Here is a 16194-nt window from a genome sequence, read left to right as displayed (position 1 = left end):
CCTCCCGGTCCGGTCAGCCGGTAATCCACTGCTCGGTCAGCACGACATGCTTCATGGCCTGCCGGTTGCCGTACGCGTAAGCGGCATGGATCAATCCGTCATTCGCCTGGAAGAGCCAGGGATACTCGTATGTCCGGTTCAAATGCTTGTTGGCCTCGCCCGTAAACCCGTCGCCCTGCTCAAGCTGCCGGATGTACGGCCAGGTGCGCCCTTCGTCTTCGGACAGCGCGATCGAGACGGGGAACCGGGTTTTCGGCCAAATCGTCGCCGCGGAATCGTCCCCGGCCTGGAAATGATTGTAGATGACGGCGAGTCTGCCGCTCTGAAGCTTGATCGCACGGATCGAGGCGTTGTTGTTCGGCAGCGTCGTGCGTTCCGGCTCCGTCCAAGATCGGCCCCAGTCGTCCGAACGGCTCACGTAAATCCAGTCGGCGGAACGGCTGCGGAAGAATGCGCTGAGCCGCCCTTCACCCCACTCGATGATGTTGGGGTGAACCCGGCCCCGGCTCCCCGGGATCGGAACTTCTTGCCAGGTGCGGCCTTCGTCGCCGGAAATCCGGACCAGGCTGGTGTCGTTGCCGAACACGGTATTGCCGTCCCTGCGGCTAATCCACATCGGGAAAATCCAGTCGCCGTTGCTCAACTCCGCGATCGGCGCCCGGCAAAAAGAACCCGGCGTTTCCGAGAAGGTCTGCGTCGGCTCCCAGGTGTATCCGTTGTCCAGAGACAACCGGGAACGAATCTCCGACGTTTCCTGCCGGGTCGCCGCGTCGACGTTCGTCGCGGGATCGTACTTCTCCTTCTTGTCTTCCCGCGGCGCTTGCGCGGTATGGAGAAGCAGCAGTCCGCCGTCCTTCTTCTGGAAAAGCACCGGGTTCTGTTCCGAACGCACCGGATCTTCCGAAATCGCTACGGGGTCGGTCCATCGGGTCTCTCCCTTGGCCAGCCTCGATTGAACGATGCGGATATCGCTTCGGCCTTCCTCCGTGTCGCCCGCGAACCACACCATGAGCAGATCCCCGTTGTGCAGCTCGATCAGGCTGGGAGCGTGGTTCACGATATGGGGAGTCGGGAGAATCGCTTCGGCGGTTCCTTTCCCCGTCGAACGGAGCACCCCGTCCTTCGGCATCGGCGCGGACAGTAAATCCCTGAATGTCGTCATCTGATGAATCCCCCCGTTCACTATGATTTAAACGTTCTGTTTCGGCGCCAGTTCGACGGCCATCCGGATCGCTTCCAGCAGCGAGCCCTCGTCGGCTTTGCCGGTACCGGCAATGTCGAACGCCGTCCCGTGGTCAACGGAAGTCCGAATGATGCCGCCGTTTAATCCGACGGTAATGTTCACGCCGGCTTCAAGCCCCAGCACTTTGATCGGACCGTGGCCCTGGTCGTGGTAGCAAGCCACGACGATATCGAAATCGCCCCGCACCGCACGAAAGAACAACGTATCGGCGGGCAATGGGCCGTAGACTTCGATCCCTTCCGAACGGGCTTGTTCGATGCCGGGGATCAGCTTCTCCTCTTCTTCGCCTTCCCCGAACAACCCGTTCTCGCCCGCATGCGGATTAATGCCGCAAACGGCGATTTTCGGTTGACGGAAGCCCGCGCGGCGAAGCGTTTCGTCGGCGAGCCGAATCACCTTGTACGTGCGCTCCGGCGTAATCCGGCGGACGGCCTCGATGAGACCGACGTGGGTCGTCAAATGGATGACTTTCAGCTTCGGAGCCGACAGCATCATGGAATAGTCATCCGTACCGGTCAGGTCGGCCAAAATTTCCGTATGTCCCGGATAAAGGTGTCCGCCCTTCTGCAGCGCTTCTTTATTCAGCGGCGCCGTGCAGATGGCGTCGATCTCGTGCGCCGCCGCCAGCGACACGGCTTTCTCGATGTACCGGAAAGCCGCGTTCCCGGCTTCCGCCGAGATCCGTCCCACCGGCAAATCCTCCGGCAGCAGGGCCAGGTCGAGCACGTCGATCGTTCCGCATTCGTACGCTCCTTCGCCCGGATCCGAGACGCTCCGGATCTCCGCCTGGACGCCGGTATATTCTAGCGCCCGGCGAATGATGGCGGCATCTCCGATCACCAGCGGGCGGGAGGTGCTGTAAACCTCGTTAGACCGCAAAGCTTTGACGATGATTTCGGGGCCGACGCCGGCGGCATCGCCCATCGTAATACCAATGATAGGTCTCATCTTCACGATTCTCCCTGCATTTTTTTGAGCGCCTTCGAGAGCGCGTTGGCGGCGCCGAAACCGCCGGCTTTGGTCACGGCATAGACGGGCCAGTCTCCCCTCAACAGGCCGATCGGCATGCCGATCTCCACTTCGTCGATGAGCTGGAACTCCTTCACTCCCAAGTAAGAGCAAACTTGTTTGGCCGTGTCCCCGCCGGTCATGACCAAGGCGTTCAGCCGGAAATCGCGGATCAGGCCTGCGGCCGTTTCCCCTAGCGTACGGGAAATCCGATCGCTGACCTCCCTCGGATCCCATCCGCGGCCGGCGCCGACCCCGTTCGCCAGCGTGATATCTTCCGGATCGCCGGCCGTGTACAACACTACGTGCCGTCCCCGCTTGATCGCATCGGAGGCGAGGGTTGCGATCCTCTCCTTCTCCCGGTTGACCGTCTCTTCTTCTTGAACGGCCAGATGCGATTTCATCTGAACCCCTTCCACTCCGGGAAGTTTCAATAGATGGTCCAATTGGCTGCGGCTGTTCCGGTTGACGCTTCCGACCACCGTCAGCACTTGGGACCGGGAGTGATGATGGTACTTCTGCGTCTGCTGCCTTTTGAGATACGCCTTGCAAAGATGGTTCGCAAGGCCGGCGGAGCCGATCCAGACGACGCGGCGGCCGCTCTCCTGCACGGCGTGGACGATCAAGCGAAGATCCTCTTCCTTCATGGCATCGAAAACGACGTAAGGCGCCGATTGCCGCACGGCCTCGGCCAGCTTCTCCTGGATCTTCGAATAGCCGGACTGCAAATCTTCGGACGTGACTTGATGGATGCTTCGCCCGGATTGCGCGCGGATGATTTCCGCCACGTTCGGGGACGTGACCGGAGTCTTCGGATCGTTCGCCATTTCCGTCTCGTGCAAGAGGGTGCCGTCGAGGTAGAAATCGCCTCCCTTGACGATCCTTTTGTTCTTCGGGTACGCCGGCGCGATGATAACCAGTTCCGGCTGGAACACGTCGTACACGGCGTCGATCTCGGCCCCGATGTTGCCTCTCATGGTGGAATCGATTTTTTTATAAACGAACTCGACGGTGTAGGGCTTCAAATATTCGGATACGGATTTCACTTTCCGGTACGCATCGTCCTTCGGCAAGGAGCGGCTGTCGGTGTCGATCACGACCACGTCGAGATCCTTGGCCGCTTCCGGGTCCGGCTCGAGGAGAACGGATGCGTGCAAACCCCGCCGGGCAAACTGGACTCCCGTGTCGTTGGCCCCCGTCAAGTCGTCGGCAATGATGGCGAACTTCATGTCAAACACCTCGCTGGACGGTAATGCCAATCACCCTTTGACGGATCCGATCAACATTCCTTTGGTGAAGTACTTTTGGGCGAACGGATAAACGATCAAAATCGGCGCAACGGACAGGAAGATCGCGGCGGCCTGCAGGTTTTGCGGAAGCAATTGGACGCCGTGTACCTTGATGCTCTCCAGCGACGTTCCGTCTTTGCTTCCGCTGACGATCAGGTTGTAAAGCACGACGGTGATCGGTTTCAGGCTCTGCTTCTGCAGGTAAATCGCCGGAACCAGGTATTGGTTCCATATGGCGACCGAATAGAACACGCAGACCGTAGCGATCGCGGGCCGCGCCAGCGGGAAATAAATTTTCCACATCGTTTGCAAATCGTTGGCGCCGTCGATGTACGCCGACTCTTCCAGCTCTTCCGGCAGCGCATCCAGAAAGGAACGCATGATGATGAGCAGGAACGTATTGATCGCGTTCGGGATGATCATGACCCAGAAGGAATTGACCAGTCCCAGGCTTTTGTACACGATGAAATTGGGTATGATGCCCGCTTCGAACACGAAGGTGAACACGAAGATCAGCATGATCGTTTTGCGTCCTACGAGCCTCTTTTTGCTGAGCGGGTAAGCGGTGAGGAACGTGAGGATCACCGCCACCAGTGTTCCTACGACGGTATAGGCGAATGAATTCCACAGGCCTTGCGAGACACCCAGCCTCGGGTTGTGGAGAACGTACTTGTAAGTCTCCACGTTCAGCCCTTTCGGGATCAGATAGACCTTGGAAGCCGCCGCGTAAATGCCGTCGCTGAGCGAGACGGCCAGGATATTCCATAAGGGATAAATGCAGATGACGGATACCAAAACGAGGACAACCATGTTGACGTAATCGAAACCTCGAAGTCTGGTTTTCACGTTGTCCCCTCCTTAAAAGATTTGCGAATCCGAGAATTTCTTGGATGCGCGGTTTGCCGAAATCACCAGGATGAACGCCACGACCGACTGCATTAAACCGACGGCAGCTCCGTAGCTGTAATTCGGGAAGCCTTTGGTGGCGAAGGCTTGGCGGTAAACGTAGCTCTGGATGACGTCCGCCGTGTCATAGATGCTGGGGTTGTACATCATCAGGATTTTATCGAGATCGACGGTCATGATTTGTCCGATGGCCAATATGAACATGATAACGATCGTGCCCGCGATGGACGGTAACGTAATGTGGAACATTTTCCCGAACCGGGTCGCTCCGTCAAGCTCGGCCGCTTCATACAGATGCGGGTCGATGTTGGTCATCGCCGCCAAATAGATGATCGAGCTGTAGCCGAAGAGCTGCCACACGTTCAACATGATGTACAACGGGCGGAACCACCCCGGCTCGGCCATGAAGAAGATCGGTTCGACGCCCAACCCCTGAAGGGCCATGTTGACCAAGCCGCCTTGGGGAGACAGAAACGTGTACAGAATGCTGACCGCGACCGCCGAGGAAATGAAATAGGGGAAGAAAGTAACGGTCTGGACGAACCGCTGGACTTTCCGGAACCGCACTTCATTCACCAACAGCGCGAAAATGATCGGGATCGGAAACACGAACAGCAAATTGAAGAAAGCGAGCAGCAGCGTGTTTTTAAGCAGCTTCCAGAAATAGGCGTCGCCGAGAAACTTCTCGAAGTGGGCAAAACCCACCCATTTACTGTCGATGATGCTGTTGATGCCGCCCTTGATCACGTTATAATCCTCGAACGCGATCACCAGACCGAAAAGCGGCAGCAGCTTGAAGAGCAGCATATGGATCAGACCGGGAAGAAGAATGAGATACAGCAACCTGGATCTCCACATTTTGTGCCACACGTTGCTGCGGGCGCCTGGCGATTTGCCTTTCAGGGCGGTATGCATGACGAGCACATCCTTTGAATTCGCTTGGTTGTGTATAAAACGATCCGTCATTCCATCACGGAGACCGCATGGAATGACGGATCGGATGGGTTTACTTCTTGGCGGCGTCGTAAGCGGCTTGGTCGATCGCTACGATCTTGCTGTAGCCTTGCGCGTCCGCTTCTTTGAGGAACGCGTCCCATTCGGACATCGGGCGTTTGCCGGTAATGAATTTCACCAGGTTGGCGTCGATCACGGGCTGTACGTTCGCGATCAATTCGGAACGTTCCTTCAGCTGGTCGGTCGAGTATTTGATCTGGTACGAAACGGCGGCGTATTTGCCGAAGAAGTCCGCGGCGAACGATTTCGTAAGCGGATCCATCCAGTCATAGTAAGCAGCGTCGTTGGACGGTACCGGGAACGACAAGCGGTCCTGCAGGAAGTTCCACACCGGCGTGCCGAGCGGCTTGTTGCCTTCTTCCTCGAATTTGACGATGAATTCCTTCTTATCGCCATTCGTCTTGAAGGATTGGCCTTCCACGCCATAATCCATCAGCGTGCGGCCTTCGTCGGAGAACAGGTAATCCATGAACTTCAGGATTTGCGCCGCTTTATCCTCCGATTTGGCGTTGATGACGAACACGCGGTCTTCGCGGTAACGCTGCTCGGCCATCGGAACTTTGGACGGATTGCCTTGGGAATCGTTCAACGCGTCCATGACCTTGATGCTGTACTTCGGATCGTTCTGGGGACCGCCGTTATTCATGAACCAGGACGGACGGGTGAAGAAGTCGTAGGAGACGGCGCCTTTGCCGGTCAGCATCTTCGTCTGCCAGGATTCCTCGGTCTGCGTGCCGAGCACCCACTCCGGATCGATCAGCTTCTCGATGTACAGCGTGTTGTACCACTGGATCAGGTCCTTAAAGCCCGGCGCCATCAGGTCGTAGTTCTTGCCCACGTTGTAGATGCCGTGTACTTTGCCGTTCTCGTCGATGTTGTCTTTCGCGAGGAACGCTTCCGTGAACTTGATATAGCCGTCGCGTCCGGTGAACGGATAGAAGTCGGACGAAGGATAAGCGGCTTTCAATTTCTTGAGATCGTCCGTGAATTCCTGGATCGTCTTCGGGTTGCTCGTGATGCCCGCTTTCTCGAACATGTCGGCACGGTAGAAGGGCACGTTCGTGATGATCGGATATTGCTGCGGGAATCCGTAAATGTTTCCGTCGGAAGCCGTGATCAGCGATTTGTACGCTTCATCCGAGTCGATGAATTTTTGGATGTTGGGCGCGTCTTTCTTGATCAGATCCTTCAGGTTCAAGAACAAGCCTTGAGAACCGTAAACTTCCGCTTGGGAGAGCGTCACGATCATTGCGTCCGGAAGGTCGCCCGACATCAGCTTCGTGTCGAGGCCCTTGGAATAGGCACTGTCGTCGTCGCCGCCGTTGACCAATTCGATCTCGGCATTGGTTCTCTTCAGAGCTTCGGGGTACCACTTGAGATCTTTGAGCCAGTTGATGTACTTGCCGGCCATCATGTACGAAAACTTGATTTTCTCTTTCCCGGCATCCGTAGAGGATGAGGCCGACCCGGATGGCGAAGCCTCTGAACCCGACTTATTGCATGCCGATAAAAGCAACGTGATGGCGAGAGCTAAAATCCATATTGACCCTTTTTTCCCTGAAAACACGCTGAACTTCCTCCTTTAGAGCGGATGTGAAATGCGCCTTCAAGTGTGTTGCAAAATTAACCAAAATATCCTGTAATGCGGATATTGTTTTAGGTGTATCCGCTTACATAGGTTTATTATAGTTCATGTTAATAAATTTGCAACATTATTTTTAAACATTTTTAAAATTTTAATAAGTGTTGCATTTTTAAACAACTAGACAAAAATAATGCCCCGCGCGATCCGCCAGGATCACGCAGGGCATTGCCCGGATCTTCACTCTTCGCCTTTGACTTTGCGCCACAGCGTCGTGCGATTAATTTTGAGCCTTTTCGCGGCCTTCGACTGATTCATGCCTTCCTCTTCCAACACATACCGAATGATGTCTCTCTCGATCTCGTCCAATGACCGGTTCAAATCGAATGCCGGGATCCCGGCGGAGAGGACCGGTGTTACTGCGGCGTCCGCTTTCATCTCCACATCGACACGTTCGATATATTCGCCTTGCGCTTCGCGTACGGCCTCCTCCATTGTATCCCGAAGCTCGATCAGGTTCCCCGGCCACGTTCTCGCACGCAGCAATTCCCAAACCTCCGGACGAACGCCCACGATCTGCTTTCCATATTTCTCGTTGAACATGGAAATGAACGCCCGGACGTATTCCTCCAATTCGTTCAGCCGCTCGCGAAGCGGCTTCAACTCAATAGCGCCTCGGGAAAGCCAATCCAACACCTTGGCATCCATTCGGATTTCGAGTTTCAAGCGTTTGGGATGTTCGTCGAACGAAAAAAGGACTTTGCGCGTTTTCCCCTTGATGATGTCAGCTATTTTTCTTTGCAGGACCGCGGGGAATCGCTCGAAACCCCGAACGTGCAGCAACGCCCCCCGCTCCGCCACGGAAACCAAATGGCACAATCTGCGGAAAGCCGCTTCGTCTCCGTCGCCGATTTCGACCTCGATCACGCGGACATCCTTACCCATCAAAGCCGCGAGAGCGTCGGCAAATATGCGCTTGCCCGCCCCATGTTCCCCGCATACGGCAACGGGATCGCCGGCCTGCACCTGACTCTTCGCGTTCTGCAAGGTTTGATCCATGACCCCCGTTGCATGAAAGAAGGAAGGAAACGTATCCGCATCGCGGTTGGGATCAACCACCCGAATACCGGCCCACGGATGCTCACCATGCTCCAAGGTCAGAAGGTAGATTTCCGATCGATCGGCTGCATTCAGAAGACGAACGGTAAGTGTAATACGCCGTGCCGGTTCGTACAAGGTTAAAGGCCCGTTTTCACGGATATCCGCCGCAGCGTCTTCGAGCAGTCCGCCCAACAATCCGCCCTCTTCCACACGATAAGGAAAAGAGGTTTGGCCGCTTCTCTTTCCCCATAGGGATTGAATGCCGTCGGTCGCAAAGAGAACCTGTAAGGATCCGTCCAGAACTGCCGCCTCGCGGCCGATTTCCTTCAGCATCCGCTCGTAAATCCGGTTCGTTTTTTTATGTTCGTCCAGCGAACGGAAGATCAATTCGGCCGTCCGGAAAGCTTCGGACACCGATTCCCGGCCGGACGTGATAAGCACGCCTTGCATGCCCAGTTCGTTCGCGAATCTCACGGTGACGGTATCGCCCACGATGACTTGCACGCCGTCTCTTTTCGCTTCTACCAGCGCGTTTTCGACTTCGCTCTCACCATTGATGACCGTATAAGGAAAATCGTAATCCAGCAGGTTGGATACGGACACGAAGCTCTGGATGATGTTCGGAAATCCGATCAGCCGGATTTTGGCCTGGTGCTCTTTCATCAGCGTAAGCATCCGGAGCACGTCGAATCCGGATACTTGAATCTCCACGACCGGAACCTTGGCGTGCATCGCCAACAGCCGGGCCGTGCCCCCGCGGCTGATGACGACATCGTACCCGCCTTCCCCGAAGGAACCGATTTGATCCAAACTTTCCTGCATGTCCGCAACAATAACCTGGATATCGAACCCTTCGTATTGCGGCGTCATCTGCCTTATCAATTCGCCCAATCCTGGATAGGGCGCTACGACCAGCACTTTCATTTTTCCGGAATCTCGAATCGTCGATCTCCCCTTTCTCGGAAGAACTTGTGGGTCAGGGCAGCAACAGACGATAGACGGCTTCCACGTCCTCTACCGTCATCGCCCGCGGGTTGTTCTGCATCAACCGGGTGACCTTCATCGCCGCTTGCGCCAAGGCCGGCACGTCTTCCCCGCTGACTCCGAAAGTCCGCAGATCCTGCGGGATGGCAAGCTCCCGGGTCCATTGCTCGATTTGCCGAATGACCCCCTCGGCGTTCCGGGACGCACCTTCGAGTCCCATGGCCTCTGCCACGTCTCTCAACCGCTCGCCCGCTTCCGCCTTGTTGAAATCCATAACATGGGGCAATAGCATGGAATTCGCCACGCCATGGGGAATATTGAATTTGCCGCCCAGCGGATATGCCAACGCGTGCACGGCAGCGGTGCCAGAACCCGTAAGCGCCATTCCGCCGTACATGGAACCGAGGAGCATGCGTTCGCGAGCGGCCATGTCGCCCCCGTCCCGGTAAGCGGCCAGGATATTCCGGGAGATCAGGCGGATACTCTCGAGCGCGAATGTATCGCTAATGGGATTCGCTTTGTTGGAAATATAGGATTCGATGGCGTGGGTAAAGGCGTCCATCCCGGTAGCCGCCGTATGATGATGAGGAAGCTCTCTCGTCAGAAGCGGATCGAGGATCACCAGGCGGGGAAGCAAATAACGGCTCACCACGCCGATCTTCAGCTCCTGGTCCGGGAGCGTCACGATCGCATTCGGCGTTACTTCCGATCCCGTACCGGCCGTTGACGGAATGAGGACGGTCGGAATACCCGGTTTCTCCACCTTGTCGACACCCAGCATTTCCTCAACGTCCTGCTCGTTCGTCAGCAGCACTGAAATCAGCTTGGCCACGTCAAGGGCGCTGCCCCCGCCAAGTCCGACGATCAGATCGAAGCGGCTGTCCCTGAAACGTCCGCATAAGTCCCGGATATGATCGGCAGTCGGCTCCGGCATGACGTCGCGAATCACCGCGCATACGATCCCGCGCTTTTCAAGTTGGCTCTGCACCTGGGTCACGAATCCTTGTTTAAACATCGACGGTTGCGACATAACAAGAGCGTTTCGAACGGGAATATCCAGCCGCAAGGCTTCTCCAAGCCTGCCCAGCGCCCCGGCTCCCCCGATGATTTGCGGAGCCGTCTGAAATTGGTACGTTTGCGATGAAGCGGTCATGATGTGCGCCTCCCGATTTTTGTTTCATTTTTGAGCTTTATCTATCAATGACACACCTGATAACCTGCATAGTATTGTTATATTAAACATTTATCATAGGTGTCAATGGTGTTTTTCTCAAAAGTACACATAATTGTTTAAAATTTAAACAGTTAAAAAGCATCCCCGCCTTGCGGCAGGAATGCTTCGTCGGTGCGGGTGTCGATTAAGATTCCGCCGGAACGTCCAGACGGAGAGGAAGGGATTCGAGTTTCCCGGCAGATGTAACGGTAATTTCGATCTGACCGAAAGGAAGATTGATGTCATTGATATTCAGTGAAGAGCTGCCGGCGTTTCTCGTGGAAATGTGGTCGGTACCGACAAAATAAATCTTCACCGAGTCTCCGTTGGTTAGGCCCGCGCTGATCGCGATCGAATCATTCGTACCGTTCGGATGGTTCACGATCGTGACGTTTTCTAACAACAGGGCCGTCGACCGCTGAACCTCTGCGCCGAAATCTTTGGCCGTTTTCGGGGACTCCCCTTTGCCCGGACTGGTCACCGATACTTCGATACTGCCCGCGGAGGTCGAAGCCAAATCTAAGGAGATTTTCACGGAAGTATCGGTAGCCGTCGTCGTGTTGATGAGTGCTCCGCCTTTGTAAATCTTAACGACGTCGCCGGCTGCCAAGCCGGAGACCTTTACTTCATCGTCGCTGCCGGCTACATTGGCGACCGTAATGTTTTCGACGCTCGGCGCCGTGGAGACGGCCCCGCCTTCCGGATCGTACGATTTGCTCAGAACCGGGGATTCTTTCTTGCCGGGCGTCGTCACCGTCACGTCGATCGAACCGCCGTTCGTCGCCAAGCCTTTGACCACGAGCTCGATTTCCGTCTTGTCCTTGCCGACCTTGCCCGTCACTTTCGTGACGCCGGAGCCTGTCACGGTAATGGTGTCTCCCGCGCTAACTCCCGTCACCTTCACTTTATCCGGCAATTTGCCGGCGGCGTTCGTGACGTTCACGTTGCTATCCAAAAGTTTGGCGGTCGTCGGTTCTTCACCGATGACGACGGTAGCCGGATTCGAAGCACGTTTGTTCAGCGATGTGACCGTAATCTTAACGGTTTCGCCGGAACCGGAGATGGTGTCTTTTTTGAGAGACACCAAGGCTTCCGTTTTGTTTTTAGCAACCGCAGCTTTACCGATCAACGTCGTACCGTCGTTCCGATATACGCTGACGATGTCTCCTTGGCTTAACCCCGCCACCTTGATGGTATCCGCAAGAAGGTAGTTATTCGTGTAGGTGATGTCGACCGGCGTCGCGGATTTCGGTGCACCCAGGACGATGACTTCCGTCGCAACAGGCTCTTTGGTAACGGTCACGTAAACTTTTCCGTCCGTATTTCCGGCTCCTCCCGCTTCTTTCAACGTGACGGAAGCTTCGGTTTTGTTCTTCCCGACAACGGCTTGTCCCAGCAGTTTCCGCGAGGCTGGATCGGCTTTGTCGTAAACCCGCAGTACGCTGCCGGGCTCCAGGTTTTTCAGGACGATCGTATCGGCTTTGCCCGCGTTGTTCGTAATAATGAGATCGTTGGGATTCCATTTGACCGTAACCTCATCGTACGGCGCCGGTCCGACGTTTAAACCCAGCTTTTCGGACTCCGAACCGGCAGCGCCCTTGACGGTCGCCTGAATCGTTTCCGACCCTGCCGGCAGGTTGAGCCCTTTGATCTGGGCGGTCGCTCCGGTTGCCGTCACCGAGCCGAGCTCGGAACCGTCGGAAGCCAAGTAAATTTTGACTACGTCGCCGGCATTCAGTCCGGAAATGTCGATGGAGTCGCCCGCATCCTCTTTCACGTTGTGAATCGTGAATTGCGACGCGTCCGGTACATTCGTTCCATCCGCGCCGGCCTTCCCGGCCAGCAAAGCGATTCCGGCACCGAGCGCAATTACGGTCAGGCTTTTCGTCATCTTGTTGATTTTCATTTTCGGCAGCTCCCAGCGTTTTGGCTATTTTTGGACGATTTTTGCCATTTAGCGATATATCGTCCATGGAAAGGAGGAAATGAATAGCTTTTCGCGGAGAATGCCTAGTCGGGACAAAAGAAAAATCCCGCCTTTCCGGCAGGATTTTCGAACTTTTATTCGGGAAAAGCTCCTCCTTAAATCTGCATCGGTTCCTGCTTGCGCAAGGACTCCGGCTTCTCCCAGCTGCTGAAATGGTCCTCCCAGACGATGTGGTAAAGGCTTTCAAGAACCTCCACGACAGTGCCCCGAGAGCCGTCCGGCACGTACACCACGCGATCGCCGACCTTCAGCATGCCCTTCCCTCCCGTTATCCGAGTCGAAAGACGATTCCGTGCCCGCCTTTCGGATAAACCCACTTGATGTTCTCGTGCGGGCAGCCGATGCGGCAGCTTCCGCATTCATGGCAGCCCTCGTAACCGACGTGCATGCGGATCTCTTCCCATTTGTACACTTCCGCCGGACAGAAAATGGTGCACAGCTTATCCGGGCACTGGTCCAGGCAGACGTTCGCGTCCATCACGTGCAGGTGCGATTGCGTATCCGCGTTGAAGCGCAGCAAATACTGTTTCTCCTCGATCGTAGTCGCTTTGGGGACGGACGCGGCCTGCGCCGCCGCCGGCTCGCTCATTTCATCACCCTCCAAGCCCGGTACAGGTCGCGGGCGATTTTGAACTTCCGTTTCGCGGGACCGATCTCGCTCCAAATCTTCTTCTGCTTCTCCCGTTTGGGTACCCCGTCTACGGTCAGCATGGTGCTCGCCGCCCGGTTCATCATCGGAATATACTCCTCGAAATATTGCGGGAACTTGTCAAAATGGTGCGTCGCGTCCTTGTATTTCTTCAGGTCCTGCCCCACGAAACTATCCATTAGCTTCTGCCGGTAGGCGTCAAGGGTTGCCTCGGAGAAATCTCCGCGCTCCTTGGCCGCCACGATCGTCTCTGCCGCCAGCCTTCCGGAGGTCATCGCCATGTTGGAACCTTCCCGGTGGATGGCGTTAACGAGCTGCGCGGCGTCGCCCACGACGAGCACGCCGTCTCCGGCGACCTTGGGCATGGAGCGGTAGCCGCCTTCCGGAATCAAATGCGCCAAATATTCCTGCGGCTCGGCGCCTTGGATATACGGCCGGATCATCGGATGCGTTTTCACGTATTCCATCAGCTCGTAAGGCTTTATTTTATGCTTGATCAGGCCGGAAAGTAACGTGCCGACTCCGATGCTCAGCGTGTCTTTATTGGTGTACAGGAACCCGGTGCCCAAAATGCCTTTCGTGGCGTCCCCGAACAGCTCGATCGTGCAGCCTTGGCCTTCTTCCAGGTTGAACCGGTCCTCGATGACCTTGCGGTCCAGCTTGAGGATTTCCATCGTGGCAAGCGCCACTTCGTCGGGACGGAATTCCTTGTGGAAGCCGAGCGACTTGGCGAGCAAGGAATTGACCCCGTCGGCCAACACCACGACATCGGCATAGAGATCTCCGTCCGGACGGTCGGTGCGCACGCCGACGACTTTGCCGTTTTCGACGATGCATTCCAGCGCCACCGTCTCGCAGATGAGCAGCGCCCCCTGGTCCACCGCTTTTTGGGCGAACCATTGATCGAATTTGGCACGCAGCACGGTGAAATTGTTGTAAGGCTCCTGCGCCCACTCCATCCCTTTGTAAGAGAAGGTGATCGCGGAAGCCCGGTCCATCATCATGAAGCGCTGTTCCACGATCGGCCGTTCCAGGGGCGCTTCCTTATGGAAATCGGGGATGATCTCCTCCATCATCTTGCGGTACAGGACGCCGCCCATGACGTTTTTGGAGCCGGGATACTCTCCCCGCTCCAGCAGCAGCACGTTCACCCCGGCTTTCGCAAGCTCATACGCGCAGGCGATCCCCGCGGGTCCCGCTCCGACGACGATCGCGTCAAACTTTTCCGGCATTGGCCTCTTCCTTTCTACCCAGCGCGGTTTCGAACGCCTGGATCAGCATCGGGACGATCTCGAGCGCGTCGCCGACGATGCCGTAATGGCAGGATTGGAAAATGGGGGCCGCCGAGTCCTTATTGATCGCGATAATGAGCCCCGAGTTCTGCATGCCGACGATATGCTGTATCGCGCCCGATATGCCGATGGCGAAGTAGATTTTAGGCGTCACGGTCACGCCGGTCTGGCCGACCTGGTGGTGATGCCCGATCCAGCCCGCCTCGACGACGTCCCGGCTCGCGCCCACCGCAGCGCCGATCGTCTCGGCCAAACGATGAATGAGCTGGAAACCGGCGGGACCGCCCAGGCCTTTGCCCCCTGCGACGATGATATCGGCCTCGTCGATGCGCACGCGGCGGGTCGTCGCCCGGACGATTTCCAGTACCTTCGTGCGCACGTCCTCCTCCCGGAGGGGAATCGATTCCGCGATGATCGTGCCCGTGCGGCCGGGCTCCCTCGGGAGCGCTTTCATCACTTTCGGCCGGACGGTCGCCATTTGGGGCCGGTACTTCTTACATAGGATGGTCGCCATGATGTTGCCGCCGAATGCCGGCCGGCTGGCGAGCAGCAGTCCCGTATCCTCCTCCACGTCAAGCTGGGTCGTGTCCGCCGTCAGCCCGGTCGGCAGGTCGGTAGCCACCGCGCTGGCCAAGTCTTTGCCGGTAGAAGTCGCGCCGTACAGCAGAATTTCCGGCTTGTGCTTCTCCACGCAAGCGAGCACCGCCCGCATGTATGCCTCCGTCCGATAATGGCGGTAGATCGGATCGTCATAGACGAACACTTTGTCGGCGCCATATTCGAACGCGGATTGCGCGAGCGCGGTCACGCCTTCGCCGATCAGCACGCCGGACAACTCCGTTTGCCGCTTGTCGGCCAGTTTCCTTCCCGCTCCCAGCAGCTCCAGGGAAACCGGCGCGATGACGCCGTCCTTCTCCTCAAGAAACACCCATACTCCGCGGTAATCGTCGAAATTCAACTTCGCCCCACCTCCAGCAATTCGCGCCGTTCGAGCAGCACGTTCAGCAGCTGTTGGACTTGGTCCTGCGCCGTTCCTTCCAACATTGTGCCGCCTTGCGGTTTGGCCGGCGCCCATACGGAACTGACGATGGTCGGCGACCCTTTCAGTCCCAGCTGCGGGCGGTCGATGTCGGGCAAATCGTTCACCGACCAAATGTGCGGTTGGTACCGCGCGGCTCTCAGCATGTTCGGCAGCGGCGAATACGGCACTTCGTTGATTTCCTTCTCCACCGACAGCAGGCAAGGGAGCGTCGAGCGGATCACTTCGTAGCCGTCCTCGAGCTTCCGGTGCACGATGGCGTATCCTTCATCCTGATTGATCTCCACGACCTTATTCACCGAGGTCAGCGGTGGAATATCCAGTCTGCGCGCAATGCCGGGACCGACCTGGCCGGTGTCTCCGTCGATCGTCATTTTGCCGCAGATGATCAGGTCGATCGGCCGGATCGTCGCGATTTTCTCGAGCGCCTTCGTGAGGGCATAGCTGGTGGCCAGCGTATCGGCGCCCGCGAACGCCCGGTCCGTGATCATGTACCCTTCGTCCGCGCCGATTTCGATGCATTTCTTGATCGCCTTCACCGCGGGAGGCGGCCCCATTGTCAGCACCGAGACGACGCCGCCGTACCGTGCCCGCAGGCGCACCGCCTCTTCCACCGCGTGGGCATCGTACGGGTTTAGGATCGCGGGCGCACTGGCCCGGTCCATCGTATTCGTTTTCGGATTCATCTTGATGATTTTCGTATCCGGCACTTGCTTGATGCAGGCCACGATATGCAGCATGATGGCATCCTCCGTTTCCCGATTCCTCGATACCCTAATGTATATTAGGCTGGAGGAGCCGTGAGAACTGAGTTTGTCCTTGCGTGTAGGAGTGTAGTGGGCGTGGCTTAGGTTAACGTGAGAATGGGGCGAGTCAGCGCGTGTCAC

14 protein-coding genes are annotated in these 16194 nt (G+C 56.8%); all 14 read right to left on the bottom strand.

Features of this window, described 5'->3' with window-relative positions; genetic code table 11:
- Positions 1–13: 13 nt before the first annotated feature.
- The 14 genes from EAV92_RS22715 to EAV92_RS22655 all read right to left on the bottom strand — a co-directional run bounded on the left by EAV92_RS22715 (position 14) and on the right by EAV92_RS22655 (position 16047).
- On the bottom strand, positions 14–1162 hold the full coding sequence (locus EAV92_RS22715) for a sialidase family protein (RefSeq protein ID WP_241158360.1): 1149 nt from the start codon (positions 1160–1162) through the stop codon (positions 14–16).
- A gap of 27 nt (positions 1163–1189) precedes the next feature.
- The gene (pdxA, locus tag EAV92_RS22710) at positions 1190–2191 is read right to left on the bottom strand and encodes a 4-hydroxythreonine-4-phosphate dehydrogenase PdxA (RefSeq protein WP_206424256.1); all 1002 of its coding nucleotides are present in this window, start codon (positions 2189–2191) and stop codon (positions 1190–1192) included.
- Between the two features lie 2 nt (positions 2192–2193).
- The gene (locus EAV92_RS22705) at positions 2194–3480 is read right to left on the bottom strand and encodes a four-carbon acid sugar kinase family protein (RefSeq protein ID WP_123043191.1); all 1287 of its coding nucleotides are present in this window, start codon (positions 3478–3480) and stop codon (positions 2194–2196) included.
- 30 nt (positions 3481–3510) lie between these two features.
- Positions 3511–4386 (bottom strand): carbohydrate ABC transporter permease, encoded by an 876-nt coding sequence (locus EAV92_RS22700; RefSeq protein WP_206424255.1) that lies wholly within the window; start codon positions 4384–4386, stop codon positions 3511–3513.
- A gap of 12 nt (positions 4387–4398) precedes the next feature.
- Positions 4399–5361, bottom strand: coding sequence for an ABC transporter permease (locus EAV92_RS22695; protein WP_123043190.1), 963 nt, complete (start codon positions 5359–5361; stop codon positions 4399–4401).
- A 91-nt stretch (positions 5362–5452) separates the two neighbouring features.
- Positions 5453–7027, bottom strand: a complete 1575-nt coding sequence (locus EAV92_RS22690; RefSeq protein ID WP_164472902.1) for a type 2 periplasmic-binding domain-containing protein — start codon at positions 7025–7027, stop codon at positions 5453–5455.
- 255 nt (positions 7028–7282) lie between these two features.
- Entirely contained in the window at positions 7283–9025 is a 1743-nt protein-coding gene (locus tag EAV92_RS22685; RefSeq protein ID WP_164472901.1) for a PrpR N-terminal domain-containing protein, read from the bottom strand.
- 94 nt (positions 9026–9119) lie between these two features.
- Positions 9120–10280, bottom strand: coding sequence for an iron-containing alcohol dehydrogenase (locus EAV92_RS22680; protein WP_123043187.1), 1161 nt, complete (start codon positions 10278–10280; stop codon positions 9120–9122).
- A 205-nt stretch (positions 10281–10485) separates the two neighbouring features.
- The gene (locus tag EAV92_RS22675; RefSeq protein ID WP_123043186.1) at positions 10486–12246 is read right to left on the bottom strand and encodes a hypothetical protein; all 1761 of its coding nucleotides are present in this window, start codon (positions 12244–12246) and stop codon (positions 10486–10488) included.
- 176 nt (positions 12247–12422) lie between these two features.
- A complete protein-coding gene (locus EAV92_RS24675; protein WP_164472900.1) occupies positions 12423–12581 on the bottom strand; it encodes a hypothetical protein in 159 nt (52 codons plus the stop codon).
- 14 nt (positions 12582–12595) lie between these two features.
- Positions 12596–12916 (bottom strand): ferredoxin family protein, encoded by a 321-nt coding sequence (locus EAV92_RS22670; protein ID WP_123043185.1) that lies wholly within the window; start codon positions 12914–12916, stop codon positions 12596–12598.
- Complete coding sequence (locus EAV92_RS22665) at positions 12913–14208, bottom strand: FAD-dependent oxidoreductase (protein WP_123043184.1); 1296 nt, start codon at positions 14206–14208, stop codon at positions 12913–12915. Before EAV92_RS22665 ends, EAV92_RS22670 begins: the two co-directional genes overlap by 4 nt.
- Positions 14192–15226, bottom strand: coding sequence for an electron transfer flavoprotein subunit alpha/FixB family protein (locus EAV92_RS22660; RefSeq protein ID WP_123043183.1), 1035 nt, complete (start codon positions 15224–15226; stop codon positions 14192–14194). Before EAV92_RS22660 ends, EAV92_RS22665 begins: the two co-directional genes overlap by 17 nt.
- Positions 15223–16047 carry an electron transfer flavoprotein subunit beta/FixA family protein gene (locus EAV92_RS22655; RefSeq protein ID WP_123043182.1) on the bottom strand — a complete coding sequence of 275 codons (825 nt, stop codon included), beginning with the start codon at positions 16045–16047 and terminating at the stop codon, positions 15223–15225. The genes EAV92_RS22660 and EAV92_RS22655 overlap by 4 nt, the downstream gene beginning before the upstream one ends.
- Positions 16048–16194 lie beyond the last annotated feature (147 nt).

The sequence above is a fragment of the Cohnella candidum genome (assembly GCF_003713065.1).
Classification (GTDB): domain Bacteria; phylum Bacillota; class Bacilli; order Paenibacillales; family Paenibacillaceae; genus Cohnella; species Cohnella candidum.
Note: the sequence above shows the minus strand (reverse complement) of the source record. Positions and strands in the feature narration are given on the sequence as shown.

Coding starts and splice junctions, on each gene's coding strand:
- EAV92_RS22715 (WP_241158360.1), bottom strand. CDS start 1,162: ATGACGACATTCAGGGATTTACTGTCCGCGCCGATGCCGAAGGACGGG.
- pdxA (WP_206424256.1), bottom strand. CDS start 2,191: ATGAGACCTATCATTGGTATTACGATGGGCGATGCCGCCGGCGTCGGC.
- EAV92_RS22705 (WP_123043191.1), bottom strand. CDS start 3,480: ATGAAGTTCGCCATCATTGCCGACGACTTGACGGGGGCCAACGACACG.
- EAV92_RS22695 (WP_123043190.1), bottom strand. CDS start 5,361: ATGCATACCGCCCTGAAAGGCAAATCGCCAGGCGCCCGCAGCAACGTG.
- EAV92_RS22680 (WP_123043187.1), bottom strand. CDS start 10,280: ATGACCGCTTCATCGCAAACGTACCAATTTCAGACGGCTCCGCAAATC.
- EAV92_RS22675 (WP_123043186.1), bottom strand. CDS start 12,246: ATGAAAATCAACAAGATGACGAAAAGCCTGACCGTAATTGCGCTCGGT.
- EAV92_RS24675 (WP_164472900.1), bottom strand. CDS start 12,581: ATGCTGAAGGTCGGCGATCGCGTGGTGTACGTGCCGGACGGCTCTCGG.
- EAV92_RS22670 (WP_123043185.1), bottom strand. CDS start 12,916: ATGAGCGAGCCGGCGGCGGCGCAGGCCGCGTCCGTCCCCAAAGCGACT.
- EAV92_RS22665 (WP_123043184.1), bottom strand. CDS start 14,208: ATGCCGGAAAAGTTTGACGCGATCGTCGTCGGAGCGGGACCCGCGGGG.
- EAV92_RS22655 (WP_123043182.1), bottom strand. CDS start 16,047: ATGCTGCATATCGTGGCCTGCATCAAGCAAGTGCCGGATACGAAAATC.